The organism is Mesorhizobium sp. PUT5, from assembly GCF_052216645.1.
GTDB lineage: Bacteria > Pseudomonadota > Alphaproteobacteria > Rhizobiales > Rhizobiaceae > Mesorhizobium.
The window spans coordinates 3,789,942-3,811,048 of sequence record NZ_JBQOSO010000003.1 but is presented as its reverse complement, the minus strand read 5'-3'; the positions used below and the strand labels follow the sequence as shown (position 1 = coordinate 3,811,048).

Genomic DNA, 21,107 nt, shown 5'->3' with positions numbered 1-21,107 from the left:
GCCAAGGACGCCGCCGGCCGGCCGGCACCGACATCCCGGTTTGGATTTTTCGGGCGCCATGAAAAAACCCGGGCGCCAGGCCCGGGTTTCTGATGGTTCGCAGAAGAAAGGGCGCCGGGTCAGGCGGCCTTGACGCTCGAGGCGTCGAAAATGCTGTCGATCGACGAAGCCAGGGCGGCGTTGAACTGGTCGTCGGTCTGGTTGGCCGACAGACCCTCGGTCAGCGCGCGCGAGAAGGAGGCGATCATGCCGACATTCTGCTTCAGCTTTGCATTCGCCTCGTCGCGGGAATAGCCGCCGGAGAGCGCGACCACGCGCATGACGCGCGGATCGTCGATCAGCGGCTTGTAGAGGTTGGCCTTGGTCGGCAGCGTCAGCTTCAGCATGACCTGCTTGCCGGCCGGCACGTCGTCGAGATGCTTGCGGATCTCCGCCAGCAGGATGTCCTCGGCTTCCGCCTTGTCGGCGATCGAGATGGTGACTTCCGGCTCGATGATCGGGACGAGGCCGTGCGCCAGGACCTGCCTGGCGACCTCGAACTGCTGGGCGACGATGGCGGCGATGCCCTTGGCGTTCGCCGCATCGATGACCGAGCGTTCCTTGGTGCCGAATATTCCCTTCGCCACGGCCCGCTTCAGCAGCGTGTCGAGTTCCGGCATGGGCTTCATCAGCCTGACGCCGTCCTGCGCCTCCGCCAGGCCCTTGTCGATCTTGAGGAAAGGCACCACGTGGCGCTTTTCCCACAGATATTGTGCGGTCGGCGTGCCGTCGATGTCGCGGTCCATGGTCTGCTCGAACAGGATCGCGCCCATGACCTTGTCGCCGGTGAAGGCGGGCGAGGTGATGATGCGCGTGCGCATCTGGTGGACGAGGTCGAACATTTCCGCGTCATTCGACCAGGCGCTGCCGTCGATGCCGTAAAGCTTGAGCGCCTTCGGCGTGGAACCGCCCGACTGGTCGAGCGCTGCAATGAAGCCATCCTTGTTCGCGACCTGCGCGGCCATGTCCTTGTTCATCTCATTCTCCGAAAGTCCACTGATTTCCAAATCCCATATATCAAGCCGCGCCCCAATGTCACGATGCCGTCCCGGCCGGGTATGGGCGCGACGGCACGTTCGAGGCGGGCTTCAGGCCTTCAACACGTCCACGCCCGGCAGCGGCTTGCCCTCCATCCATTCCAGGAAGGCGCCGCCGGCCGTTGAGACATAGGTGAAGTCGCCGGCCACGCCGGCATGGTTGAGCGCGGCCACCGTGTCGCCGCCGCCGGCCACGGAAACCAGCTTGCCCGCCTTGGTGCGCGCGGCCGCGTGCCTGGCCGCGGCCACTGTCGCCCGGTCGAAGGGCTCGATCTCGAAGGCGCCGAGCGGCCCGTTCCACACCAGCGTGGCGGCACGGTCGATCCATTCGCTGACCGTCGCCACAGTCTTTTCGCCGACATCGAGGATCATGGCGTCGGCGGGAACCTGGTCGATGGCGACCGTCTCGCTCGCCGCGCCGGCCCTGAACTCGCGCGCCACGACCGCATCGGAAGGCAGGATGATGGCGCAGCCGGCGGTGGCGGCCTCGATCATGATCTGCTTGGCCGTGCCGGCCAGTTCGTGCTCGCACAGCGACTTGCCGACATTCGTGCCACGCGCGGCCAGGAAGGTGTTGGCCATGCCGCCGCCGATGACCAGCGCGTCGACCTTCTTCACCAGGTTCATCAAAAGGTCGATCTTGGTCGAGACCTTGGCGCCGCCGACGATGGCGATGACGGGCTTGACCGGATTGCCGAGGCCCTTTTCCAGCGCCTCCAGCTCGGCCTGCATGGCGCGGCCGGCACAGGCCGGCAGAAGACGCGCCAGCCCTTCCGTGGAGGCGTGCGCGCGGTGGGCGGCCGAGAAGGCGTCGTTGACGTAGAGGTCGCCATTGGCGGCCAGCGCCCCGATGAACTCGGGATCGTTCTTCTCCTCGCCCTTGTGGAAGCGGGTGTTTTCCAGAAGCAGGATGTCGCCGTCCTTCATCCCGGCCACCGCGCCGGCGGCCTCGGCGCCGATGCAGTCGACGGCGAAGGCGACCGGCTTGCCGATCATGGCCGAAACCGTGTGGGCGATCGGGTCGAGGGAGAATTCGGGCGAGGGCGCGCCCTTCGGGCGGCCGAAATGGGCGAGAAGGATGACCTTGGCGCCTTTCTTCGATAATTCGTCCACGGTGGGAACGATGCGTTCGATGCGGGTGGCGTCGCTGACCTTGCCGTCCGCGACCGGCACGTTGAGGTCGACGCGCAGCAGCACGCGCTTGCCGCGGATGTCGCCCATGTCGTCGAGTGTCTTGAAACCGGCCATCTTTCACCCTTTCCTGAAATCGCGCCGGACCTTACCCGGCAACGCGGACGATGCAAGACCGGCCTTTCAACGGCGGCGAAATAACGGCCGCAACGAGGCGCCGCGGTCAGGCTTCGCCGGTGACGTTTTCCCGCGGCATCTCGGGGGCGGCCTGAGCCTGCCTTTCGTCAGCATCCGCGGCCGGGGCGCGGCGGCGACGGAGGAAGGCGGCGATGCGGTCGCGGATCTCGCCGGCGCTGAGGAAGACCGGCACGCGCGCCGTCGGCGGGGCCGGCTCGAAGGAAAGCCCGAGGCCGGTGATGCGGCCCTTGTCGTCCACGTCGCGCACGATCAGCTCGATCGGGCCGAGCGGCACGCGGTCGGCATATTCGGCATGGCCGCCCAGCCGCTCGATCGCCAGCGCGCCGATGCTCAGCTTGCGCTCCGCCTCGGTCAGGCCGGGCGCGTAGGCGGCCTCCAGTTCCTCGGCCGGCCGGGCGGGGTCCACGGCAAAGGCGCCGAAGAAGTCGGCGTCCTCCGGGTCGACCAGGGCGCGGCTGGCGAACAGCTTGTCGAGCAGGCGCGGATAGCGGTCGGGCACGAAGATGTAGACATTGTCGCCGGCCTGCAGCCGGCCCATGTCCTGGAAGCGCATGGAGCGGCCCTCGCGCACCACCAGCGAGGGGCGGGCCCAGCGCGGGATGCGCTCGCCGCGCGCCACCGGGCTGCCGGGCGCCACGCGGTAGGCGAGAAGCTCGTGGCGGGCGGAGCCGGGCAGTTCCAGCTCGACCTTGTCGAGAGGCCCCATGCGCGCCGGCACCAGGAGGCCAAGGCGCCGCGCCAGCGGGGCCACCGTCCACCCCTGCACGACCAGGGAGACCAGCACGACGATGAAGGCGGCGTTGAAGATGACGCGGCCGTGCTCCAGCCCGCCCAGCAGGGGCGTGATGGCAAGCAGGATCGAGACGGCGCCGCGCAGGCCCACCCAGGAGATGAAGGCGACCTCCGGGCGCGGCAGCCTGAACGGCACCAGGCACAGCCACACGGCGATGGGGCGCGCCACGAAGACGAGGAACAGGCCGAGCAGCACGGTGGGCACCAGTATGGCGGGGAACTGCGCCGGCGTGGCGAACAGGCCCAGCACCAGGAACATGATGATCTGGGCCAGCCAGGAGATGCCGTCCTGGAAGCGGCGCAGCTTGCCCACCGCGCGGATGTCGGAATTGCCGGCCACCAGACCGGCGAGATAGACCGCCAGGAAGCCCGATCCGCCGATGGCGCCGGCGCCGGCGAACACCATCAGCGACAGCGTCAGCACGAAGATGGGCAGCAGGCCGTGGTCGAGGTTGAGCCGCTCGACCAGGGCGGTGATGGCCATGCCGCCGAGGATGCCGACGGCCGCGCCCAGGCCCATGGTGAGCAGGAAGCCGAGCAAAAGGTCGGCCACCAGCACCTTGGCTTCCGGATTGGCGCCGGCGGCGATCACCTCGACCAGGGTGATGGTGAGGAAGATGGCGATCGGGTCGTTGGTGCCGGATTCGACCTCCAGCGTGGAGCGCACGCGCTCGCGCAGGTTGATCTCGCCGGCGCGCAGCAGGAAGAACACGGCGGCCGCGTCGGTCGAGGCCACGGAGGCGCCCAGCAGGAAGGATTCCAGCCAGCCGAGATGCAGCAGGTAGAAGGCGGCGACGCCGAAGAGGCAGGTGGTCACCACCACGCCTCCCGTGGCCAGCGACAGGGCCGGCGCGGCCGCCTGCCGCAGCGCCTTCAGCGGCGTGCCGAAGCCGGAATCGAACAGGATCACGGCCAGCGCCAGCGAGCCGGCGAAATAGGCGAGCTGGGCATTGTCGAACTGGATGCCGAGGCCGTTGGCGCCGCTGGCCAGGCCGATGCCCAGGAACAACAGCAGCAGCGGCGCGCCGAAGCGGAAGGCGATCAGGCTCGAAAACGCGGCGGCAAGAACCAGGCCGGTGCCCACCAGCGTAGCGAGGTAGATCGCATGCTCCATCCAGGACGGCCCCAATTGCTATCGTGCGGGATCACCGGAGAGTGAGGCGAAGACAAGGCCGGCGCAAGGCGCGGCGATGATTTTTATCCCGTCCGGCCGCAATTTCCGCGCCGCGTATTCGCCAACGAAAACGCCCGGCGGAATTGGCCGGGCGCTTTCTTGCGATGAGGATCGGGCCGAAAAGGATCAGGCGATGGTCTTGCCCACGGCCACGGCCGTGTCGGCCATGCGGTTGGAGAAGCCCCATTCATTATCGTACCACGACATGACGCGCACGAGGTTGCCGTCGATCACCTTGGTCTGGTCGAGCGCGAAGGTGGAGGAAGCCGGATTGTGGTTGAGGTCGATCGAGACCAGCGGCTCGTTCGTATAGGCGAGGATGCCCTTCAGCGGCCCGTCGGCGGCGGCCACCAGAGCCTTGTTCACCTCGTCCACGGTCACGGCCTTCTTCGGCACGAACTTGAAGTCGATGACGGAGACGTTGGGGGTCGGCACGCGGATCGACACGCCGTCCAGCTTGCCCTTCAGCTCCGGCAGCACGAGGCCGACGGCCTTGGCCGCGCCGGTCGAGGTCGGGATCATCGACATGGCGGCGGCGCGGGCGCGATAGAGGTCCTTGTGCATGGTGTCCAGCGTCGGCTGGTCGCCCGTATAGGCGTGCACCGTCGTCATGAAGCCCTGCTGGATGCCGAAGGCGTTGTTCAGCACCATGGCCACCGGCGCCAGGCAATTGGTGGTGCACGACGCGTTGGAGATGACGATGTGGTCCTTGCCGATCTTGTCGTGGTTGACACCGTAGACCACCGTGAGGTCGGCGCCGTCGGCAGGTGCGGAGACGATGACGCGCTTGGCGCCCGCCGTCAGGTGCGCCGAAGCCTTCTCCTTCGAGGTGAAGATGCCGGTGCATTCGAGCGCGATGTCGACGCCCAGTTCCTTCCACGGAAGCTGCGCCGGGTCCTTGATGGCGGTGACCTTGATGGCGCCCCGGCCGATGGAGATGGTGTCGCCCTCCACCTTCACCTCGTGCGGAAAGCGGCCGTGCACGCTGTCGTAGCGCAAGAGATGCGCGTTGGTCTCGACCGGGCCGAGATCGTTGACCGCGACCACTTCGATGTCTGTGCGGCCCGACTCGTAGATGGCGCGCAGGATGTTGCGGCCGATACGTCCGAACCCGTTGATGGCAACCTTGACCGTCATTTTCGAAATTCTCCCTGGGAGCGAAACAAATCAGTTCTTGTGCAGGCGCGCCTCGGCGGCCTTGGCCGCGTCTTCCGCGGTGATGCCGAAATGCGGGTAGAGCTTCTCGATCGGAGCCGATGCGCCGAAGCCCTTCATGCCGATGAAGATGCCGTCGGAGCCGATGATGTGGTCCCAGCCCTCGCGCACGCCGGCCTCGATGGCCATCTTCACGCCGGCCTTGCCGATCACCTTCCGGCGGTAGGGTTCGTCCTGCTCGGCGAACAGCTCGAAGCAGGGGACGGAGACGACGCGGGTGGGGTGGCCGTGTCCCTGCAGCAGCTTGCGGGCGCCGAGCGCGATCTCCACCTCGGAGCCCGTGGCGAAGATGGTGACGGCGGCCTCGCCGCCCTCGGCGGCGGCCAGCTCGTAGGCGCCCTTGCGGCTGAGGTTCTCGGCCGTGAACTCGGTGCGCAGCTCCGGCAGGTTCTGGCGGGTCAGCGCCAGGGTCGAAGGGGTCTTCATGTGTTCCAGCGCCAACTGCCAGCATTCCGCCGTCTCGGTGGCATCGGCCGGCCGGAAGACGTTGTGGTTGGGGATGGCGCGAAGGGCGGCCAGATGCTCCACCGGCTGGTGGGTGGGGCCGTCCTCGCCCAGACCGATGGAATCGTGCGTCATGACGAAGATGGAGCGGATGCCCATCAGCGAGGCCAGCCGCATGGCCGGGCGCGCATAGTCCGAAAAGCACAGGAAGGTGCCGCCATAGGGGATGATGCCGCCATGCAGCGCCAGCCCGTTCATGGCGGCTGCCATGCCGTGCTCGCGGATGCCGTAGTGGACATAGCGCTGGCCGTAGTCCAGCGGGGTGATGTTCTTGGTCTGGCTGGTCTTGGTGTTATTGGAGCCGGTGAGGTCGGCCGAGCCGCCGATGGTTTCGGGCAGGATGCCGTTGATGACCTCCAGCGCCATTTCCGACGCTTTGCGGGTGGCCACCTTCGGCCGGTCCGCGGCCAGCTTCTTCTTGTACTCGATGATCGCGTCGTCGAAGCCTGCCGGCAGCTCGCCCTTGGTGCGGCGCTCGAATTCGGCGCGCAGCTTGGGCTCGGCCTTGGCAAGGCGTGCCTCCCACTCGGCGCGGGGCGTGGCCCCGGCCTTGCCGGCCTCGCGCCAGGCGCCGAGGATGTCGTCGGGGACCACGAAGGGCGGCGAATCCCAGTTGAAGAACTTGCGGGCCCCGGCGATCTCCTCGGCGCCGAGCGGCGAGCCGTGCGCCTTGGCGGTGCCGGCCTTGGTGGGCGCGCCGAAGCCGATGGTGGTGCGGCAGGCGATGAGGCTCGGCTTGTCGGAATGGCGCGCGGCCTCGATGGCGACGGCGATCGCCTCGGGGTCGTGGCCGTCGACCAGCGTGGCGTCCCAGCCGGAAGCGCGGAAACGGGCGAGCTGGTCGGTGGAATCGGCCAGCGACACCGGGCCGTCGATGGAAATGTCGTTGTGGTCCCAGAAGACGATCAGCTTGTTGAGCTTGAGGTGCCCGGCAAGCGTCAGCGCCTCCTGCGAGACGCCTTCCATCAGGCAGCCGTCGCCGGCCAGCACATAGGTGTAGTGGTCGACGAGGTCGTTGCCGAAGGCGGCGTTCATGATGCGCTCGCCGAGCGCGAAGCCGACCGAGTTGGCGAAGCCCTGGCCGAGCGGGCCGGTGGTGGTCTCGATGCCGGTGGCGTGGCCGTATTCGGGGTGGCCGGCGGTCCTGGAGCCGAGCTGGCGGAAATTCTCGATCTGGTCGATGGTCATGTCCTCGTAGCCCGTCAGATAGAGCAGCGAGTAGATCAGCATCGAGCCGTGGCCGGCCGAGAGGATGAAACGGTCGCGGTCGGGCCAGTGGGGGTTCTTCGGATCGTATTTCAGAAAGCGGGTGAACAGCACCGTGGCGATGTCGGCGCAGCCCATCGGCAGGCCGGGATGGCCGGAGTTGGCCTTTTCCACGGCATCCATGGACAGAAAGCGGATCGCATTGGCCATCCGGTCGTGTTGTTCGCGCGAGGGCATGGTTCCTCCAGGGAAGATGGGGCTTTGGCGAGCCTTCAAAAAGGTGCGCGACACATAGCAGGAGGGCGCCTTGAGTCAACAAATGGCTGCATTCGCGCCTTCCGCCATCGGCGGCGGCATCGCCTTACTTTAGCGTTTGCGGGGGACAGCGCGAGTGCTTTGTTGACGCATGGTTCAGGCGCCGCCTAATGTTTTAAAGGTAACGCGTTCTGAACGCGGACCGATTCGGTGATGGGCAGGGTGCAGGACAAGGACCATGACCGGGGAAACGACGCTCAAGGAAGTGATCGCCAGGCTGGGCAGGGCCATCGAGGGCCTCGAAAACGCCGTCGCGGCGCGGCTGGAGCAGGAGCGCGACTATTCCGAAGCCGAGGCCGAGGTGCAGCGCATGAACGCCGACCGCTCGCGGCTGGCGCAGGAACTGGACAATTCCGAGGCGCGGGCCGAACGGCTCGAGGATGCCAACAAGGAGGTGTCGCGCCGCCTCGTGACGGCCATGGAGACGATCCGCGCGGTGCTGGACAGGTAGGAGGTTGGCCATGGCGCAGGTGACGGTTTCCATCGACGGCAAGCAATACCGCATGGCCTGCGACGAAGGCCAGGAAGAGCACCTCATCGACCTTGCCGAGCGCTTCGACCGCTATGTCATGCACCTGAAGGATTCCTTCGGCGAGATCGGCGACCAGCGGCTGACGGTCATGGCCGGCATCATGGTCATGGACGAGCTGACCGAGCTGCAGAAGCGCATCAAGGGCATGGAGAGCGAGGTGCTGACGCTGCGCAAGACGCGCGACGATGCGCTGAGCAAGGCCGACAAGAACGACGCCGCGCTGACCGGCGCGCTCGGCGCGCTGGCCGAGCGCATGGAAACGCTGGCCGAAAAACTGGCGGTGCGGCCGGTTTCCGCCTGATCTCCGCGGCGGTCCGCTGCGGAAAAGATATTCCCCTGCGCCAGGGACGGCGCGGGGCGAAATCGCTTGCGGCGTTCCCGCGGGGCGGATTTAATACCCTTGATCCGGCCGGCCTGGCGCGATCGGGCTGGTCGGCGGCCGCCACGCGGCACCTTTCAACAAGGGAAGAACGACCATGAGCCTTCGCATCAACGATACGGCGCCGGACTTCACCGCCGACACGACCGAAGGACCGATCCGCTTCCACGAATGGATCGGCGACGGCTGGGCGGTGCTGTTCTCGCATCCCAAGAACTTCACCCCGATCTGCACCACCGAACTGGGCACGATGGCCGGCCTGGAAGGCGAGTTCAGGAAGCGCGGGGTCAAGATCATCGGCATCTCGGTGGACCCGGTGGAAAGCCATCACAAGTGGAAGGACGACATCCAGAAGGCCACCGGCCATGCGGTGCGCTACCCGATGATCGGCGACCGCGATCTCAAGGTGGCCAAGCTCTACGACATGCTGCCGGCCGGTGCCGGCGACACCTCCGAAGGGCGCACGCCGGCCGACAACGCCACGGTGCGGTCGGTCTTCGTCATCGGCCCGGACAAGAAGATCAAGCTGATCCTGACCTATCCGATGACCACGGGGCGCAATTTCGCCGAGATCCTGCGGGCGATCGATTCCATCCAGCTCACCGCGAAATATCCGGTTTCCACGCCGGCCGACTGGAAGCCCGGCGAGGACATCGTGATCGCCGGCTCGGTATCGGACGAGGAGGCGGCCAGGCGCTTCGGCGCCTTCGAGGTGGTCCTGCCCTACCTCAGGAAGGCCAGGCAGCCCGCGGCCTGACGCTTTTGGCCCGTGCCAGGCCGAAACCGCAGGGACAAAAAGAGACCCGCAGGCCGGCGCCGGCCTGCGGGTCTCGCCTTTCAGGCGCCGCAAAGGCGCTGCGGTGTCAACCCTTCAGCCGGGCGTTGCACAGGCTGTAGAAGCCGCCGCCCTTCTGGATCCACTTCAGGCCGCCCAGCGCATCGGCGTCCTTGTTGGCGTAGTACTGGTCGAGGCAGGTGTGCATGCGCGCCTTGCCGGGGGTCTCGTTGGCATATTTGTTCGAGATCGCGGTCGGGAACTTGACGCCGCGCGGCGCTTTGGTGGTCGGGGTGGCGGGCTCGCCCTTGTAGTTGGCCTCGTTGACGCTCGGCACGGTCTCGTCGTCGGCCGCGCCCGATCCGCACTGAGCCTTGCGGAAGTCGTTCCACTTCTGGCCGCCCAGCGTGCCGGCGGTCTTGGCGGCCTGATACTTGCTGCTGCATTCGGTCATGGTCAGGCCCTTGGCCTCCGGCTCGGCCTTGGCGGTGGTCTTCGTGGCCTTGGCCGGCGCGGCGGCGGCGCTGGCGCCGGGCCCGCATTCGGCCTTGCGGAAGTCGTTCCACTTCTGGCCGCCCAGCGTGCCGGCGGTCTTGGCGGCCTGATACTTGCTGCTGCATTCGGCCATGGTCAGGCCCTTGGCCTCCGGCTCGGCCTTGGCGGTGGTCTTCGTGGCCTTGGCCGGCGCGGCGGCGGCGCTGGCGCCGGGCCCGCATTCGGCCTTGCGGAAGTCGTTCCACTTCTGGCCGTTCAGGGTGCCGGCGGTCTTGGCGGCCTGATATTTGGCGCTGCATTCGGCCATGGACAGGCCGGTGCCGGTCTCGTTCGAAGCGGCGGCGCTCTTCTTCGTCTTCTTGGCCGGAGCGGCGGCATTGTCGTTGGTGGCGGCGCTGGCGTCGGAACCGCACTCGGCCTTGCGGAACTGGTTCCAGGTCTGGCCGTTCAGCGTGCCCGCCGTCTTGGCGGCGTTGTACTTCGTGCTGCACTCGGCCATGGTCAGCGCGCTGGCCGGAGAGGCCAGGAAAAGCGTGACGACGGCGAGGCCGGTCAGTGATGCAAGTCTGTCGATGCGCATGGGTTTCTCCGTTTGCGGCCCGAAAATCGTCCCTCCGGCAGAAATAGCGCTCAACGGCCGGTTGCGCCAGTGGGGTTGCAGATGGTAACCGTCGCCGCGCTTTCCGCGAGGATTGCGACGATTGTGCCGCATTTTTGGCGAAAGAACGGATTCCTAAGGATTCGTAACATAAGATCATACATTGTGATGACTGGACGCGGGGCAGTTGTGGCATTAGGTGCCGTCAAGTTCCGGCAAGGATGATCAGTATATGTCAGGACGTTATTTCGGGACGGACGGTATTCGCGGTCGGGCCAACAAGTTCCCCATGACCGCCGAGGTGGCCATGAAGGTGGGGATGGCCGCCGGCCTGTCCTTCCATCGCGGCACCCACCGCCACCGCGTCGTGCTGGGCAAGGACACGCGCCTGTCCGGCTACATGATCGAGAATGCGCTCGTGGCCGGCCTGTGCGCGGCGGGCATGGACGTGTTCCTGCTCGGCCCCATTCCCACGCCGGCGGTCGCCATGCTCGTGCGCTCGCTGCGCGCCGACATCGGCGTGATGATCTCGGCCTCCCACAACCCCTATTCCGACAACGGCATCAAGCTGTTCGGGCCGGACGGCTACAAGCTCTCCGACGAGATCGAGCAGCGCATCGAGGCGATGCTGGATGAGGACGTGGAGATGGCGCTGGCCGATTCCGACGCGTTGGGGCGCGCCAAGCGCGTCGACGGCGTGCACGACCGCTACATCGAGTTCGCCAAGCGCACGCTGCCGCGCTCCATGTCGCTGTCGGGCCTGCGCATCGTGGTGGATTGCGCCAACGGCGCGGCCTACAAGGTGGCGCCGGCCGCCCTTTGGGAACTCGGCGCCGAGGTCTTCGCCATCAATGTCGAGCCCGACGGCTTCAACATCAACAAGGAATGCGGCTCCACCCATCCCGTCAGCCTGCAGAAGAAGGTGCACGAGGTGCGCGCCGACATCGGCATCGCGCTGGACGGCGATGCCGACCGCGTGGCCATCGTGGACGAGAACGGCGCGGTGGTCGACGGCGACCAGATCATGGCCATGATTGCCGAGTCCTGGCACCAGAGCGGGCATCTGGCCGGCGGCGGCGTGGTTTCCACGATCATGTCGAATCTCGGCCTGGAGCGCTTCCTCAACGGCATGAACCTGCAGCTCCACCGCACCAAGGTGGGCGACCGCTACGTGGTCGAGCACATGCGCGCGCACGGCTTCAATGTCGGCGGCGAGCAGTCGGGCCACATCGTGCTGTCCAACTTCTCCACCACCGGCGACGGCCTGGTCTCGGCGCTGCAGGTGCTGGCCTGCGTGAAGCGCCAGAACCGGCCGGTCAGCGAGTTGTCGCGCAAGTTCGAGCCGGTGCCGCAGCTTCTGAAGAATGTGCGCATCGCCGGCGGCCAGCCGCTGGAGGACGCTTCCGTGAAGGCGGCGATCGAGGAGGCCCGTAACCGGCTGGGCAAGAGCGGCCGCCTCGTCATCCGCCCCTCCGGCACCGAGCCGCTCATCCGCGTCATGGCCGAAGGCGACGACCAGAAACTGGTCGAGACGGTGGTGAACGACCTGGTCGACGTGATCTCCGAGACGCGCAGCGCCGCCTGAGGCGGCCTTGCCGCCTCATTGCACGGGTTTTATCTCGCCCAGCGGTATGAAGCCGAGCGTGGCCTTGCCCTTGACCACGTTGAGCGGCAGCGAGGGCTCGTTGCCGAGCATGGCCAGCACGCCTACGCCCTGCCGGATCTGGCCCGCCTTTTCCGGAAGCGCGCCGGCCAGCACCTCGGCCACTGCCTTGGGATTGTGCAGCCTGACGGTGAGCGCGGCGTCGATCAGGCCGTCGGTGCCGATCGTCACCGGCCCCGACACCGATACGCGCGCCTCGCCCGAGGAAAGCTCCGCGCCGGCGATCTCCACCGTGTGGCCGCGCAGGCTGCGCGTGTTCGAGGCGAGCAGGGCGATGCCGTCCTTGAGGGTGGCGCGCACGTTGCCGTCCAGCGGCGGAAGGGCGCGTCCGCCCACCGCCTCGGCGTCGATCTCCAGATCGGCGAAGCTGCCGCTGTAGTCGAGGTCCGTGCCGATCGGCTGCACGACGGCGGCGGCATTGCCTATGCTGAAAAGCTGCACCGGGTCGGTGTCGTCCTGCGGGTCGGTCTGGCCGGAAAGCCCCTCGGCATCCAGCGAGACACGCTTCGGCAGCGGCCACGACAGGCGCGCGCCGGCCTGAAGCCGGTCCCAGTCGATCCACAGCGGCGTCATGCCGGGCGACATGGTGCGCAGCGGGCCGCGCATCTCGGCGGTCGGCAGCCAGGGAAAGGGCAGGCTCGCCGCCGCGTTCAGGCTGCCGGCCGAGGCGGCGACATTGCCGGCGTCGTCCTCATAGGCCATGGCGTCGCACGTCACGTCGAGGCGCAGCGGATAGCCGCTCACCTGCATGTTGACGCAACTGGCGCGGATGCCGCGCGCGTCGAGCGCCGCGATCCTGGCCGCGGTCTCGCTGCGCAGGCGGTCGGCCAGCCAGAACCAGCCGGCGCTGTAGAGGCCGAACATGACGAGCAGCAGCAGCGCCACCCACCATAGGACGCGGCGGGGCTTGCGGGGAATTTCGTTGCTTGACGTCATGCTGCGGCTCTCGCTACCTCTGCGCCATTAGAACGTACCGGCCATTTCCGGCGGGCCCCGGCCCGCGGGGTCTCGCGCCGGCGCGGCCATACAGGCTTGGCATATGGGCGATTTTTGGGTTTTTGGCTACGGGTCGCTGATCTGGCGCCCCGGTTTTGCGCATGTGGAGACGCAGCGGGCGCGGCTGTTCGGCTACCGCCGCTCGCTCTGCGTCTATTCCTTCGTGCATCGCGGCACGCGCGAGCGGCCGGGGCTGGTGCTGGGCCTCGACAGGGGCGGCTCCTGCGTGGGGCTGGCCTTCCGCGTGCCGGGCGACCTGCGCGGCGAGGTGCTGGGCTATCTGCGCGAGCGCGAGCAGGTGACCCTGGTCTATCTGGAGCGGACCCTCGACGTTCGGCTGGAGAACGGCGAAAGCGTGCCGGCCGTCGCCTATGTCGCCGACCGCCGGCACGAGCAATATGCCGGCGCCCTCGACGAGGCGGACGCGGCCGCGGTGGTGACCGGCGCGGTCGGCCAGTCCGGTCCCAACGAGGAGTACGTCCTCAATACGATCGCGCATCTGGAAGCGCTCGGCATCCGCGACCGCTGGCTGGAAGGGGTGGCGCAGCGCGTCGCGCCGCGGCCAGAAGGAGTCGGGGCAAAAGCGCTGTCAAGTCTTTGATATGGCCGCGCGGCGGCCTAGATTGCGGCATCTGGGGTCAGGTGCTGACCCTTGGCTTCGCAGCATTGGAGACCGCCTTGCAGAAACGCCGCCTCGGTTCTACCGCCCTCGAAATCGCTCCGCTGGTCCTCGGCGGCAACGTGTTCGGCTGGACCGCCGACGAGAAGACCTCCTTCGACCTGCTCGATCGATTCGTCGAGGCCGGCTTCAACGCGATCGACACCGCCGATTCCTATTCCCGCTGGGTGCCCGGCAACAAGGGCGGCGAATCGGAGACCATCATCGGCAATTGGATGAAGGCGCGCGGCAACCGCGACCGGGTGATCGTCGTCACCAAGGTGGGCTCCGACATGGGGCAGGGCAAGAAGGACCTGTCCGCCGCCTATATCGAGAAGGCCGTGGAAGCCTCGCTGAAGCGCCTGCAGACCGACGTCATAGACCTCTATCTGTCGCACTGGCCGGACCCGACCGTGCCGCATGAGGAGACGCTGGGCGCCTATCAGAAGCTGATCGCCGCGGGCAAGGTGCGCCATATCGGCGCCTGCAACCTCGACGCCGGCCAACTCCGCGCCGCGCTCGACGTCGCAAGGCTGCGCGACCTGCCGCGCTACGAGGTGCTGCAGCCCGAATACAACCTCTACGACCGCAGCGCCTTCGACGGTCCGCTGCGCGACCTGTGCATGGCGGAGGGGCTCGGCGTCATCAGCTATTTCGCGCTCGCCAAGGGTTTCCTATCCGGCAAGTACCGCGGCATCGACGATCTCGGCAAGAGCGTGCGCGGCGAGGGCGTGAAGGGCTATCTCAACCCGCGCGGCATGCGCATCCTCGCCGCGCTAGACGCCGTCTCGGCCCGTCATGGCGCCAAGCCGGCGGAGGTCCCGCTGGCCTGGCTGATGGCGCGGCCGGGTATCACCGCGCCGATTGCCAGCGCCACGAGCGCGGCGCAGATGGACAGCCTGGTGAAGGCCGCCTCGCTGAAGCTTTCCGCCGCCGACATGGCCGAACTGGACAAGGCCGGCGCCTGAGCGGCGATTGCCTGTTGCGGAAAAGGCGCGCTTTGCCGAATATGCCGCCGGCCGGCGCGTCGCGGCGGCCGCCCTTTCCCGGCAGGACCGCATGAGCAGGACGCCCACCGCAGCCGCCTATCTGGCAGACCTTGCCGCCCGCATGGGCCGGCTGCTGGAGCACAATGCCGAGGCCATCGCCGCGGTCGCCGATGCGGTGGAGCGCGCGGCAAGGGCCGACGGGCTGGTCTACATCTTCGGCACCGGCCACAGCCACATACTGGCGGAGGAAGCGCACTACCGCGCCGGCGGCCTGGCGCTGGTGGTGCCGATCCTGGCGACCGCGCTGATGGTGCATGAGGGAGCTGCGGCCAGCACCGCGTTCGAGCGCGTTCCGGGCGTGGTCGGGCCGATCCTCGAACACTATCCGGTGGGGCCGCGCGACGTGCTGGTCATCGTCTCCAACAGCGGCGTCAACGTCGCCGTGGTGGAGGCGGCGCAGTTGGGCAAGGCGCGCGGCGCCACCGTCGTCACCATCACGTCGGAGGCATATTCGCGGCAGGCGGCGGGCGACCGTGTGCGGGTGGCCGACATCGCCGACATCGTGCTCGACAACGGCGCCCCGCCCGGCGACGCGGTCATGTCCGTACCGGGCTCGGAGCTGCGGGTGGGGCCGGTCTCCACCTCCATCGGAGCGGCGCTGCTCAACGCCGTTTTCGCCGAGGCCGCGGTGCGGCTCAGCGCTTCCGGCGCGCAAGCGCCGATCTATCTCAGCGCCAACATGCCCGGCGCCAGAGAGGTCAACGAAAGGCTGATTGCCCGCTACCGCGCGCGCAACCGCCATCTTTGAAGCGGCGGGGCGAGGGGCGGCCGCCACGCAGGGAGAAGAACATGGATTTTTCGGCTGTTGACCGGACCTATGCGCGGGCCCGCGAAAATTTTCGGATCGACGTGCCCGAAAAGTTCAACTTCGCTTTCGACATCATAGACGGCTGGGCGGCGCGCGACGACCGCACGGCCGTCATCGCCGTCTCGCGCGACGGCGAGACGGTGCGGCACATACCCTTTTCGGAATTCAGCGACAGCTCGAACCGGCTGGCCAATGCGCTCGGGGCGCTGGGGGCGGGACCGGGCGATTTCGCCTGCGTCGTCGTCGGCCGCGTTCCTTCATGGTACACGGTGCTGTTCGGCTGCATGAAGGCCGGCGTCGTCTCCATGCCCGGCACCAATCTTCTGACCGCGCACGACATCGCCTACCGCATCGACCATGCCAGGGCGACGCTGGCCATCGTCACGCCCGAGCATTGCGCCAAGGTCGAGCAGGTGCGTGCCCAATGCCCGACGCTGAAGCATCTCATCGTCGTGGACGGCGAGCGCGACGGCTGGCTGTCGCTCGGCCGCATGCTGGCGGACGCCTCGCCGGTGCTGGAGCGCGCATTCTTTCCGGCCACGCGCGCCACCGACATGATGATGGCCTATTTCACCTCCGGCACCACCTCCATGCCCAAGATGGTGCCGCGCGACCATGCCTATGCGCTGGCGCATGCGGCCACCGGCCTGTTCTGGATGGACCTGCGCCCCGGCGATATTCACTGGTCGCTCACCGACACCGGCTGGGCCAAGGCGGCCTGGGGCATATTGTTTCCGCAGATGCTGCTCGGCACGCCCTGCGTGCTCTACAATGGCGAGGGCGCCTTCGACGCCGACATGCACCTGAAGCTGATCGCCAAGCTCGGCATCACGACATTCTGCGCGCCGCCCACCGTCTACCGGCTGTTCGCGCAGCACGACCTCACCCGCTACGACCTTTCCAGCCTGCGCCGCTCGCTCGGCGCCGGCGAGCCGCTCAACCCGGAAGTCATGCGCATCTGGAAGGAAGCCACCGGCACCACCATCGCCGACGGCTACGGCCAGACCGAGACCATCAACATCGTCGCCAACTTCCCCGGCGAGGCGGTGCGGCCGGGCTCGATGGGCCGGCCGGTGCCGGGCTACGACGTCGATGTGGTCGACGACGACGGCAAGCGGCGCCCCGACGATGAAGTGGGCCACATCGCGGTCAGGATCACCGATCCCTATCCGGGCGGGCTGTTCCACGGTTACTATCAGGGCGAGGGCAAGCCGCTCGACACCGCCTCCTTCCGCCATGGCTGGTACTATACGGGCGACACGGCGCGCCGCGATCCGGACGGCTATCTGTGGTTCGTCGGCCGCTCAGACGACATCATCACCTCGGCCGGCTACCGCATCAGCCCCTTCGAAGTGGAAAGCGCGCTGCTGGTGCATGATGCCGTGGCCGAAAGCGCGGTGGTGGCCAAGCCGGATGCCACGCGCGGCGAGATCGTGAAGGCCTATGTCGTTTTGGCCAAGGGGTTTGCGCCCTCCGACGAACTGGCGCGCGACATCCAGGAGGTCTGCCGCAACCTCACGGCTCCCTACAAATATCCGCGCGAGATCGAATTCCTTGAGGCGCTGCCCAAGACCATCTCCGGCAAGATAAGGCGGGTGGAGCTGCGGCAGGCGGCGCGCAAGGCGTAGCTCTCACGCCGCATCCCGGTCGGTCAGGCAGATGTGGCAGCAGCCGTCGCCGTGGCCGGGCGTCCAGGTGACGTTGTCGAAGCGCACGCCGGTGGCCTCGAACAGGCCCCGGTCGAAGGCGCCGGCGATGCGGCACAGAGTGGCGAGCTTTTCCTCGCCCACGCCCGCCTCCACCCAGGCGTCCTTGAGCGGGCAGCGCTTCACCTTGAAGGCGATACGGTCCTCGCCGCGCTCCACCTCGGTCGGGTACATGCGGCCGTCGTCGGGGCTGACGGCCAGGAAAGCCTCGCCGATCTTGCGGGCCTCGTTTGGGCCGAAATGCGGAAACGCGGCTGCCGCCACCTCGCGGCCCCGCCGTTCGATGGCGCGGATCATGACATGCTCGGCTTTTTCCGCGCCCATTTCCGCGGCGAGTTCTTCCAGCATCAGCCGATAGAGGTCGGCGCGGTTCCTGAAGGCGCCGTCGAGTTCGCGCGACAGTTTCTCGGCTCTGGCTTCGGCGTCGGTCATGGTCGCTCCTGTCCTGCAACGAGTTTCGGCGCCGCCGCCACCAGTGCCCTGCCGACGGCCGATTGCGGCGCATCGATGACGGCGCGCGCGTCGCCCTGTTCGGCGATGCGCCCTCCCTCCAGCAGTATGAGGCGGTGGGCGAAGGCACGCACCAGCCCCAGATCGTGCGAAATGAACAGATAGGCGATGCGTTCCTCGCGCTGGAGTGCAAGCAGCAGTTCCAGGATCTGCCCGCGCACGGAGACGTCGAGGGCCGAGACGGCCTCGTCCAGCACGATCAGCGACGGTTTCGTGGCGATGGCGCGGGCGATCGCGACGCGCTGGCGCTGGCCGCCGGAAAGCTCGTGGACGGTGCGGGCGGCGAGCCCGGCCGGAAGCCCGACGCGCTCCAGCAGCCCGGCGATGCGCCGCGGCCGCTCGGATCGGGGAGCGATGCCGTGGATGCGCAGCGGATCGTCCAGCACCCGCGCCACCGTGGCGCGCGGGTTGAAGGCGGCATTGGGGTCCTGGAACACCATTTGCAGGCGGGCGCGGCGGGACCGCAGGGCGCCGCCGCGCAGGGCCAGCCAGTCTTCGCCCTCGAAGCGGATGTCACCGAAATCGGGCTCGACCAGGCGCAGCAGAAGCCGCGCGATGGTGGACTTGCCGCTGCCGGAAGGTCCGGCCAGCGCCAGCGTCTCGCCGGGCATGATCGCAAAGCCGACATCCTCCACCGCCGGCACGGCCTTGCCGCTGCGGCGGAACGTCTTGGTGAGGCCGGACACGGCGAGCAGCGGCTCATGCATGCGGCCGCTCCGAAGAAAGCAGCAGCGCGGCGTCCAGCCCGATATGGGCGTCGAGCAGGGCCCGCGTGTAGGCCTCGCCGGGGCGGGTGACGATGGCGGCGGTGGCGCCGATCTCCACCATGCGCCCGGCGCGGAACACGGCGATGCGGTCGGCCAGTTCCGAGGCCAGCGCGATGTCGTGGCTGATGAACAGCAGCGTCATGCCGTCCTCGGCCACGAGCTGCCGGATCAGCGCCACGATCTCGGCCTGCACGATGGTGTCGAGCGCGCTCGTCGCCTCGTCGGCGATCAGCAGCTTCGGCCGTGCGGCGATGGCGGCGGCGATGGCCACGCGCTGCTTCTGCCCGCCGGAAAGCTGGTGGGGAAAGGCATGCCGGATGGCATCCGGTTCGAGCAGGCGCACGCGGGCGAGCAGCTCGCGGGCGCGCTCCTGCGCCTGCCGCCACGACAGGCCGAGATGCGCGCGCCCCACCTCGGCCACCTGCCGGCCGACCGGCATGACCGGGTCGAGGCTGCCGGCGGGATCCTGGAAGACGAAGCCGATGTCGCGCCCGCCCAGCGGAGCGCGGGCAAGGCCCGGCCAGCCGATGCGGCCTTCCTGCACGGCGCCCGCCGGCAGCAGGCCGGCAATCGCCAGCGCCAGCGTGCTCTTGCCCGAGCCGCTTTCGCCGATGATCGCCAGCCGCTCGCCGGGCATGATGTCGAGGTCGATCCCTTGCAGGGCCAGGGGGCCGTCGCGCCGATAGGCTACGGCAAGATCGCGGACGGAGGCGAGCACGCTCACGACAGGCCCTTGCGCACGGCGGAGCTCTCGACCGCGCCTTCGCCGGCCAGGTAGATCCCCAGCACGGTCAGGACCAGCGCGATGCCGGGCACCACGGACAAGAAGGGCGCGCTGCGCAGCACGGTGCGGCCTTCGGCGATCATGCCGCCCCAGGTGACGCGGTTGGGGTCGCCGAGGCCGAGGAAGGACAGCGCAGCCTCGGTCAGGATGGCGCCGGCGACGATGATCGACGACAGCGCCAGCACCGGCGGCAGCGCGTTGGGCAGCACCTCGCGCAAGGCTATTTCCACAGGGTGCATGCCGACGACGCGGGCGGCGGCCACATAACCGCGCTCGCGGATCGACAGCACCTCGGCGCGCGCCACGCGGGCCGGCCCGGTCCAGGCCGAAAGCGCGATCGCCGCCACCACCACGCCGAGCGAGGGGCCGACGATGCTGACGAAGGCCAGCGCCAGCAGGAAGCCGGGCACGGTCTGGAAGGCGTCGGTGACGCGCATCAGCGCCTCGTCCACCAGCCCGCCGGCAAAGCCCGCCAGCGTGCCCACCAGCGCGCCGATGGCGAGCGAGGCGGCGGCCGCCGCCAACCCCACCGCCAGCGAGGTGCGCGCGCCGTGGAACAGTTCGGCGAGCACGTCGCGGCCCAGCCGGTCGGTGCCGAGCGGCAGCGACCAGTCCTGGAAGGGCGGCAACAGCGCCGGGCCGGCGATGCGCATGGGATCGCCGGGAAAGAGGACGGGCGCGAGGAGCGCCATGGCCGCCAGCAGGGCCAGGATCAGCGCGCCGCTTGCTGCCTCCGGCACGGAAAGGAAGCGGGCGAGCCGGCTCATGCGCCGGCCTCGCTGGCGCCCACGCGCGGGTCGAGCGCGGCATAGGCGATGTCGACGAGCAGGTTGATGACGATGACCAGCACCGCGCTGATGAGGATGATGCCGAGCAGCAGCGGGGTGTCGCGCTGGGCCACTGCCTCCTGCGCCAGCCGGCCGAGGCCCGGCACGGAAAAGACGCTTTCGATCACCACGCTGCCGCCCAGCATCTGCGCCGATTGCAGGCCGAGCATGGTGACCAGCGGCAAAAGCGCGTTGCGCGCCACATGGGCGAGCACGATGCGGCGGCGGGCGATGCCGCGCGCGCGGGCGGCGCGGATGAAATCCATACGCCAGATTTCGGCCATGCCGGCCCGCATCATGCGCAGGTAGAGCGCCAGGTAGATGACGCCGAGCGAAGCCACCGGCAGGGCTAGGTGCCAGGCGATGTCGGCGGCGCGGGCGAAGCCTGTCCTGCTTGAAGCGACGGTCTCGATGCCGGCGATGGGAAACCAGCGCCATTTCACCGAAAACAGCACCGTCAGCACCAGCCCCAGCCAGAAGCCGGGCACGGCATAGAGCGCCAGCGAGCCGATGGACAGAAACCGGTCGCGGAACGAGCCCGGCCGGGACCCGGCATAGATGCCGAGGGCCGAACCCAGGCCGAAGGAAAGCGCGGTGGCGCTGCCCATCAACAGCAGCGTGTTGGGCAGCCGCTCCAGGATGACGTCGCGGATCGGGCGCGAGAAGGCGACCGACTGGCCGAGGTCGAGATGGGCGAGCGCCCACAGATAGTTGGCCAGCCGGGTCAGTTCGCTCTGGTCGAGGCCCCAGCGCTGGCGCAGCGCCTCCACCAGCCCGGCATCGCCGCCGGTGGCCGCGATATAGGCATCCACCGCGTCGCCGGGGGCGGACTCAAGGAGAAGAAAAGTGCCGACGACGACGATCGCCAGCACGAAGACCGAGCCGACCAGCCGGCGGCGCAGCAGGACGAGCGCGCGGGTCATGGTCGTAAAAGCAGCGGTGAAGTTCG

Annotated in this window: 20 protein-coding genes; 8 read left to right on the top strand and 12 right to left on the bottom strand. The window is 68.2% G+C overall.

The window, feature by feature from the left end; genetic code table 11:
* Window positions 1-119: 119 nt before the first annotated feature.
* The 5 genes from ACTDI4_RS20155 to tkt all read right to left on the bottom strand — a co-directional run bounded on the left by ACTDI4_RS20155 (window position 120) and on the right by tkt (window position 7,533).
* On the bottom strand, window positions 120-1,016 hold the full coding sequence (locus tag ACTDI4_RS20155) for a fructose bisphosphate aldolase (protein WP_442842845.1): 897 nt from the start codon (window positions 1,014-1,016) through the stop codon (window positions 120-122).
* Between the two features lie 111 nt (window positions 1,017-1,127).
* On the bottom strand, window positions 1,128-2,324 hold the full coding sequence (locus tag ACTDI4_RS20150) for a phosphoglycerate kinase (RefSeq protein WP_442842844.1): 1,197 nt from the start codon (window positions 2,322-2,324) through the stop codon (window positions 1,128-1,130).
* A 106-nt stretch (window positions 2,325-2,430) separates the two neighbouring features.
* Window positions 2,431-4,311: a potassium/proton antiporter gene (locus tag ACTDI4_RS20145; RefSeq protein ID WP_442842843.1), complete on the bottom strand. Its 1,881-nt coding sequence runs from the start codon at window positions 4,309-4,311 to the stop codon at window positions 2,431-2,433.
* A gap of 186 nt (window positions 4,312-4,497) precedes the next feature.
* Window positions 4,498-5,508: a type I glyceraldehyde-3-phosphate dehydrogenase gene (gene gap / locus ACTDI4_RS20140; protein WP_442842842.1), complete on the bottom strand. Its 1,011-nt coding sequence runs from the start codon at window positions 5,506-5,508 to the stop codon at window positions 4,498-4,500.
* Between the two features lie 30 nt (window positions 5,509-5,538).
* Window positions 5,539-7,533, bottom strand: a complete 1,995-nt coding sequence (gene tkt / locus ACTDI4_RS20135; RefSeq protein ID WP_442842841.1) for a transketolase — start codon at window positions 7,531-7,533, stop codon at window positions 5,539-5,541.
* 256 nt (window positions 7,534-7,789) lie between these two features.
* Between tkt and ACTDI4_RS20130 the strand changes: the two genes are divergently transcribed.
* The 3 genes from ACTDI4_RS20130 to ACTDI4_RS20120 all read left to right on the top strand — a co-directional run bounded on the left by ACTDI4_RS20130 (window position 7,790) and on the right by ACTDI4_RS20120 (window position 9,279).
* Window positions 7,790-8,062 (top strand): DUF4164 domain-containing protein, encoded by a 273-nt coding sequence (locus tag ACTDI4_RS20130; protein ID WP_442842840.1) that lies wholly within the window; start codon window positions 7,790-7,792, stop codon window positions 8,060-8,062.
* 10 nt (window positions 8,063-8,072) lie between these two features.
* Complete coding sequence (locus ACTDI4_RS20125; protein WP_442842839.1) at window positions 8,073-8,444, top strand: cell division protein ZapA; 372 nt, start codon at window positions 8,073-8,075, stop codon at window positions 8,442-8,444.
* A gap of 175 nt (window positions 8,445-8,619) precedes the next feature.
* Complete coding sequence (locus ACTDI4_RS20120; RefSeq protein WP_442842838.1) at window positions 8,620-9,279, top strand: peroxiredoxin; 660 nt, start codon at window positions 8,620-8,622, stop codon at window positions 9,277-9,279.
* Between the two features lie 106 nt (window positions 9,280-9,385).
* Here ACTDI4_RS20120 and ACTDI4_RS20115 read toward each other — a convergent pair whose 3' ends face one another.
* The gene (locus ACTDI4_RS20115) at window positions 9,386-10,099 is read right to left on the bottom strand and encodes a hypothetical protein (protein WP_442843413.1); all 714 of its coding nucleotides are present in this window, start codon (window positions 10,097-10,099) and stop codon (window positions 9,386-9,388) included.
* A 523-nt stretch (window positions 10,100-10,622) separates the two neighbouring features.
* Here ACTDI4_RS20115 and glmM point away from each other — a divergent pair.
* Entirely contained in the window at window positions 10,623-11,975 is a 1,353-nt protein-coding gene (glmM, locus tag ACTDI4_RS20110) for a phosphoglucosamine mutase (RefSeq protein WP_442842837.1), read from the top strand.
* Between the two features lie 15 nt (window positions 11,976-11,990).
* Here glmM and ACTDI4_RS20105 read toward each other — a convergent pair whose 3' ends face one another.
* Window positions 11,991-12,989 carry a DUF2125 domain-containing protein gene (locus ACTDI4_RS20105; protein ID WP_442842836.1) on the bottom strand — a complete coding sequence of 333 codons (999 nt, stop codon included), beginning with the start codon at window positions 12,987-12,989 and terminating at the stop codon, window positions 11,991-11,993.
* A gap of 103 nt (window positions 12,990-13,092) precedes the next feature.
* Here ACTDI4_RS20105 and ACTDI4_RS20100 point away from each other — a divergent pair, with 103 nt between their 5' ends.
* The 4 genes from ACTDI4_RS20100 (at window position 13,093) to ACTDI4_RS20085 (ending at window position 17,192) form a co-directional block, all read left to right on the top strand.
* Window positions 13,093-13,650 carry a gamma-glutamylcyclotransferase gene (locus ACTDI4_RS20100; RefSeq protein ID WP_442842835.1) on the top strand — a complete coding sequence of 186 codons (558 nt, stop codon included), beginning with the start codon at window positions 13,093-13,095 and terminating at the stop codon, window positions 13,648-13,650.
* A gap of 77 nt (window positions 13,651-13,727) precedes the next feature.
* A complete protein-coding gene (locus tag ACTDI4_RS20095; protein WP_442842834.1) occupies window positions 13,728-14,675 on the top strand; it encodes an aldo/keto reductase in 948 nt (315 codons plus the stop codon).
* A 91-nt stretch (window positions 14,676-14,766) separates the two neighbouring features.
* Window positions 14,767-15,504, top strand: a complete 738-nt coding sequence (locus ACTDI4_RS20090; RefSeq protein ID WP_442843412.1) for an SIS domain-containing protein — start codon at window positions 14,767-14,769, stop codon at window positions 15,502-15,504.
* A gap of 41 nt (window positions 15,505-15,545) precedes the next feature.
* Window positions 15,546-17,192, top strand: coding sequence for an acyl-CoA synthetase (locus tag ACTDI4_RS20085; RefSeq protein WP_442842833.1), 1,647 nt, complete (start codon window positions 15,546-15,548; stop codon window positions 17,190-17,192).
* 3 nt (window positions 17,193-17,195) lie between these two features.
* On the opposite strand, the gene ACTDI4_RS20080 is transcribed toward ACTDI4_RS20085, so the two are convergent.
* Genes ACTDI4_RS20080 through ACTDI4_RS20060 form a run of 5 tightly spaced genes read right to left on the bottom strand, consistent with a single transcriptional unit; the run spans window position 17,196 to window position 21,081 of the window.
* On the bottom strand, window positions 17,196-17,702 hold the full coding sequence (locus ACTDI4_RS20080) for an L-2-amino-thiazoline-4-carboxylic acid hydrolase (RefSeq protein WP_442842832.1): 507 nt from the start codon (window positions 17,700-17,702) through the stop codon (window positions 17,196-17,198).
* Window positions 17,699-18,487, bottom strand: a complete 789-nt coding sequence (locus ACTDI4_RS20075; RefSeq protein ID WP_442842831.1) for an ABC transporter ATP-binding protein — start codon at window positions 18,485-18,487, stop codon at window positions 17,699-17,701. The genes ACTDI4_RS20080 and ACTDI4_RS20075 overlap by 4 nt, the downstream gene beginning before the upstream one ends.
* Window positions 18,480-19,271, bottom strand: coding sequence for an ABC transporter ATP-binding protein (locus ACTDI4_RS20070; RefSeq protein ID WP_442842830.1), 792 nt, complete (start codon window positions 19,269-19,271; stop codon window positions 18,480-18,482). Before ACTDI4_RS20070 ends, ACTDI4_RS20075 begins: the two co-directional genes overlap by 8 nt.
* Window positions 19,268-20,098, bottom strand: a complete 831-nt coding sequence (locus ACTDI4_RS20065; RefSeq protein ID WP_442842829.1) for an ABC transporter permease — start codon at window positions 20,096-20,098, stop codon at window positions 19,268-19,270. The genes ACTDI4_RS20070 and ACTDI4_RS20065 overlap by 4 nt, the downstream gene beginning before the upstream one ends.
* On the bottom strand, window positions 20,095-21,081 hold the full coding sequence (locus ACTDI4_RS20060) for an ABC transporter permease (protein WP_442842828.1): 987 nt from the start codon (window positions 21,079-21,081) through the stop codon (window positions 20,095-20,097). Before ACTDI4_RS20060 ends, ACTDI4_RS20065 begins: the two co-directional genes overlap by 4 nt.
* Between the last annotated feature and the right edge of the window lie 26 nt (window positions 21,082-21,107).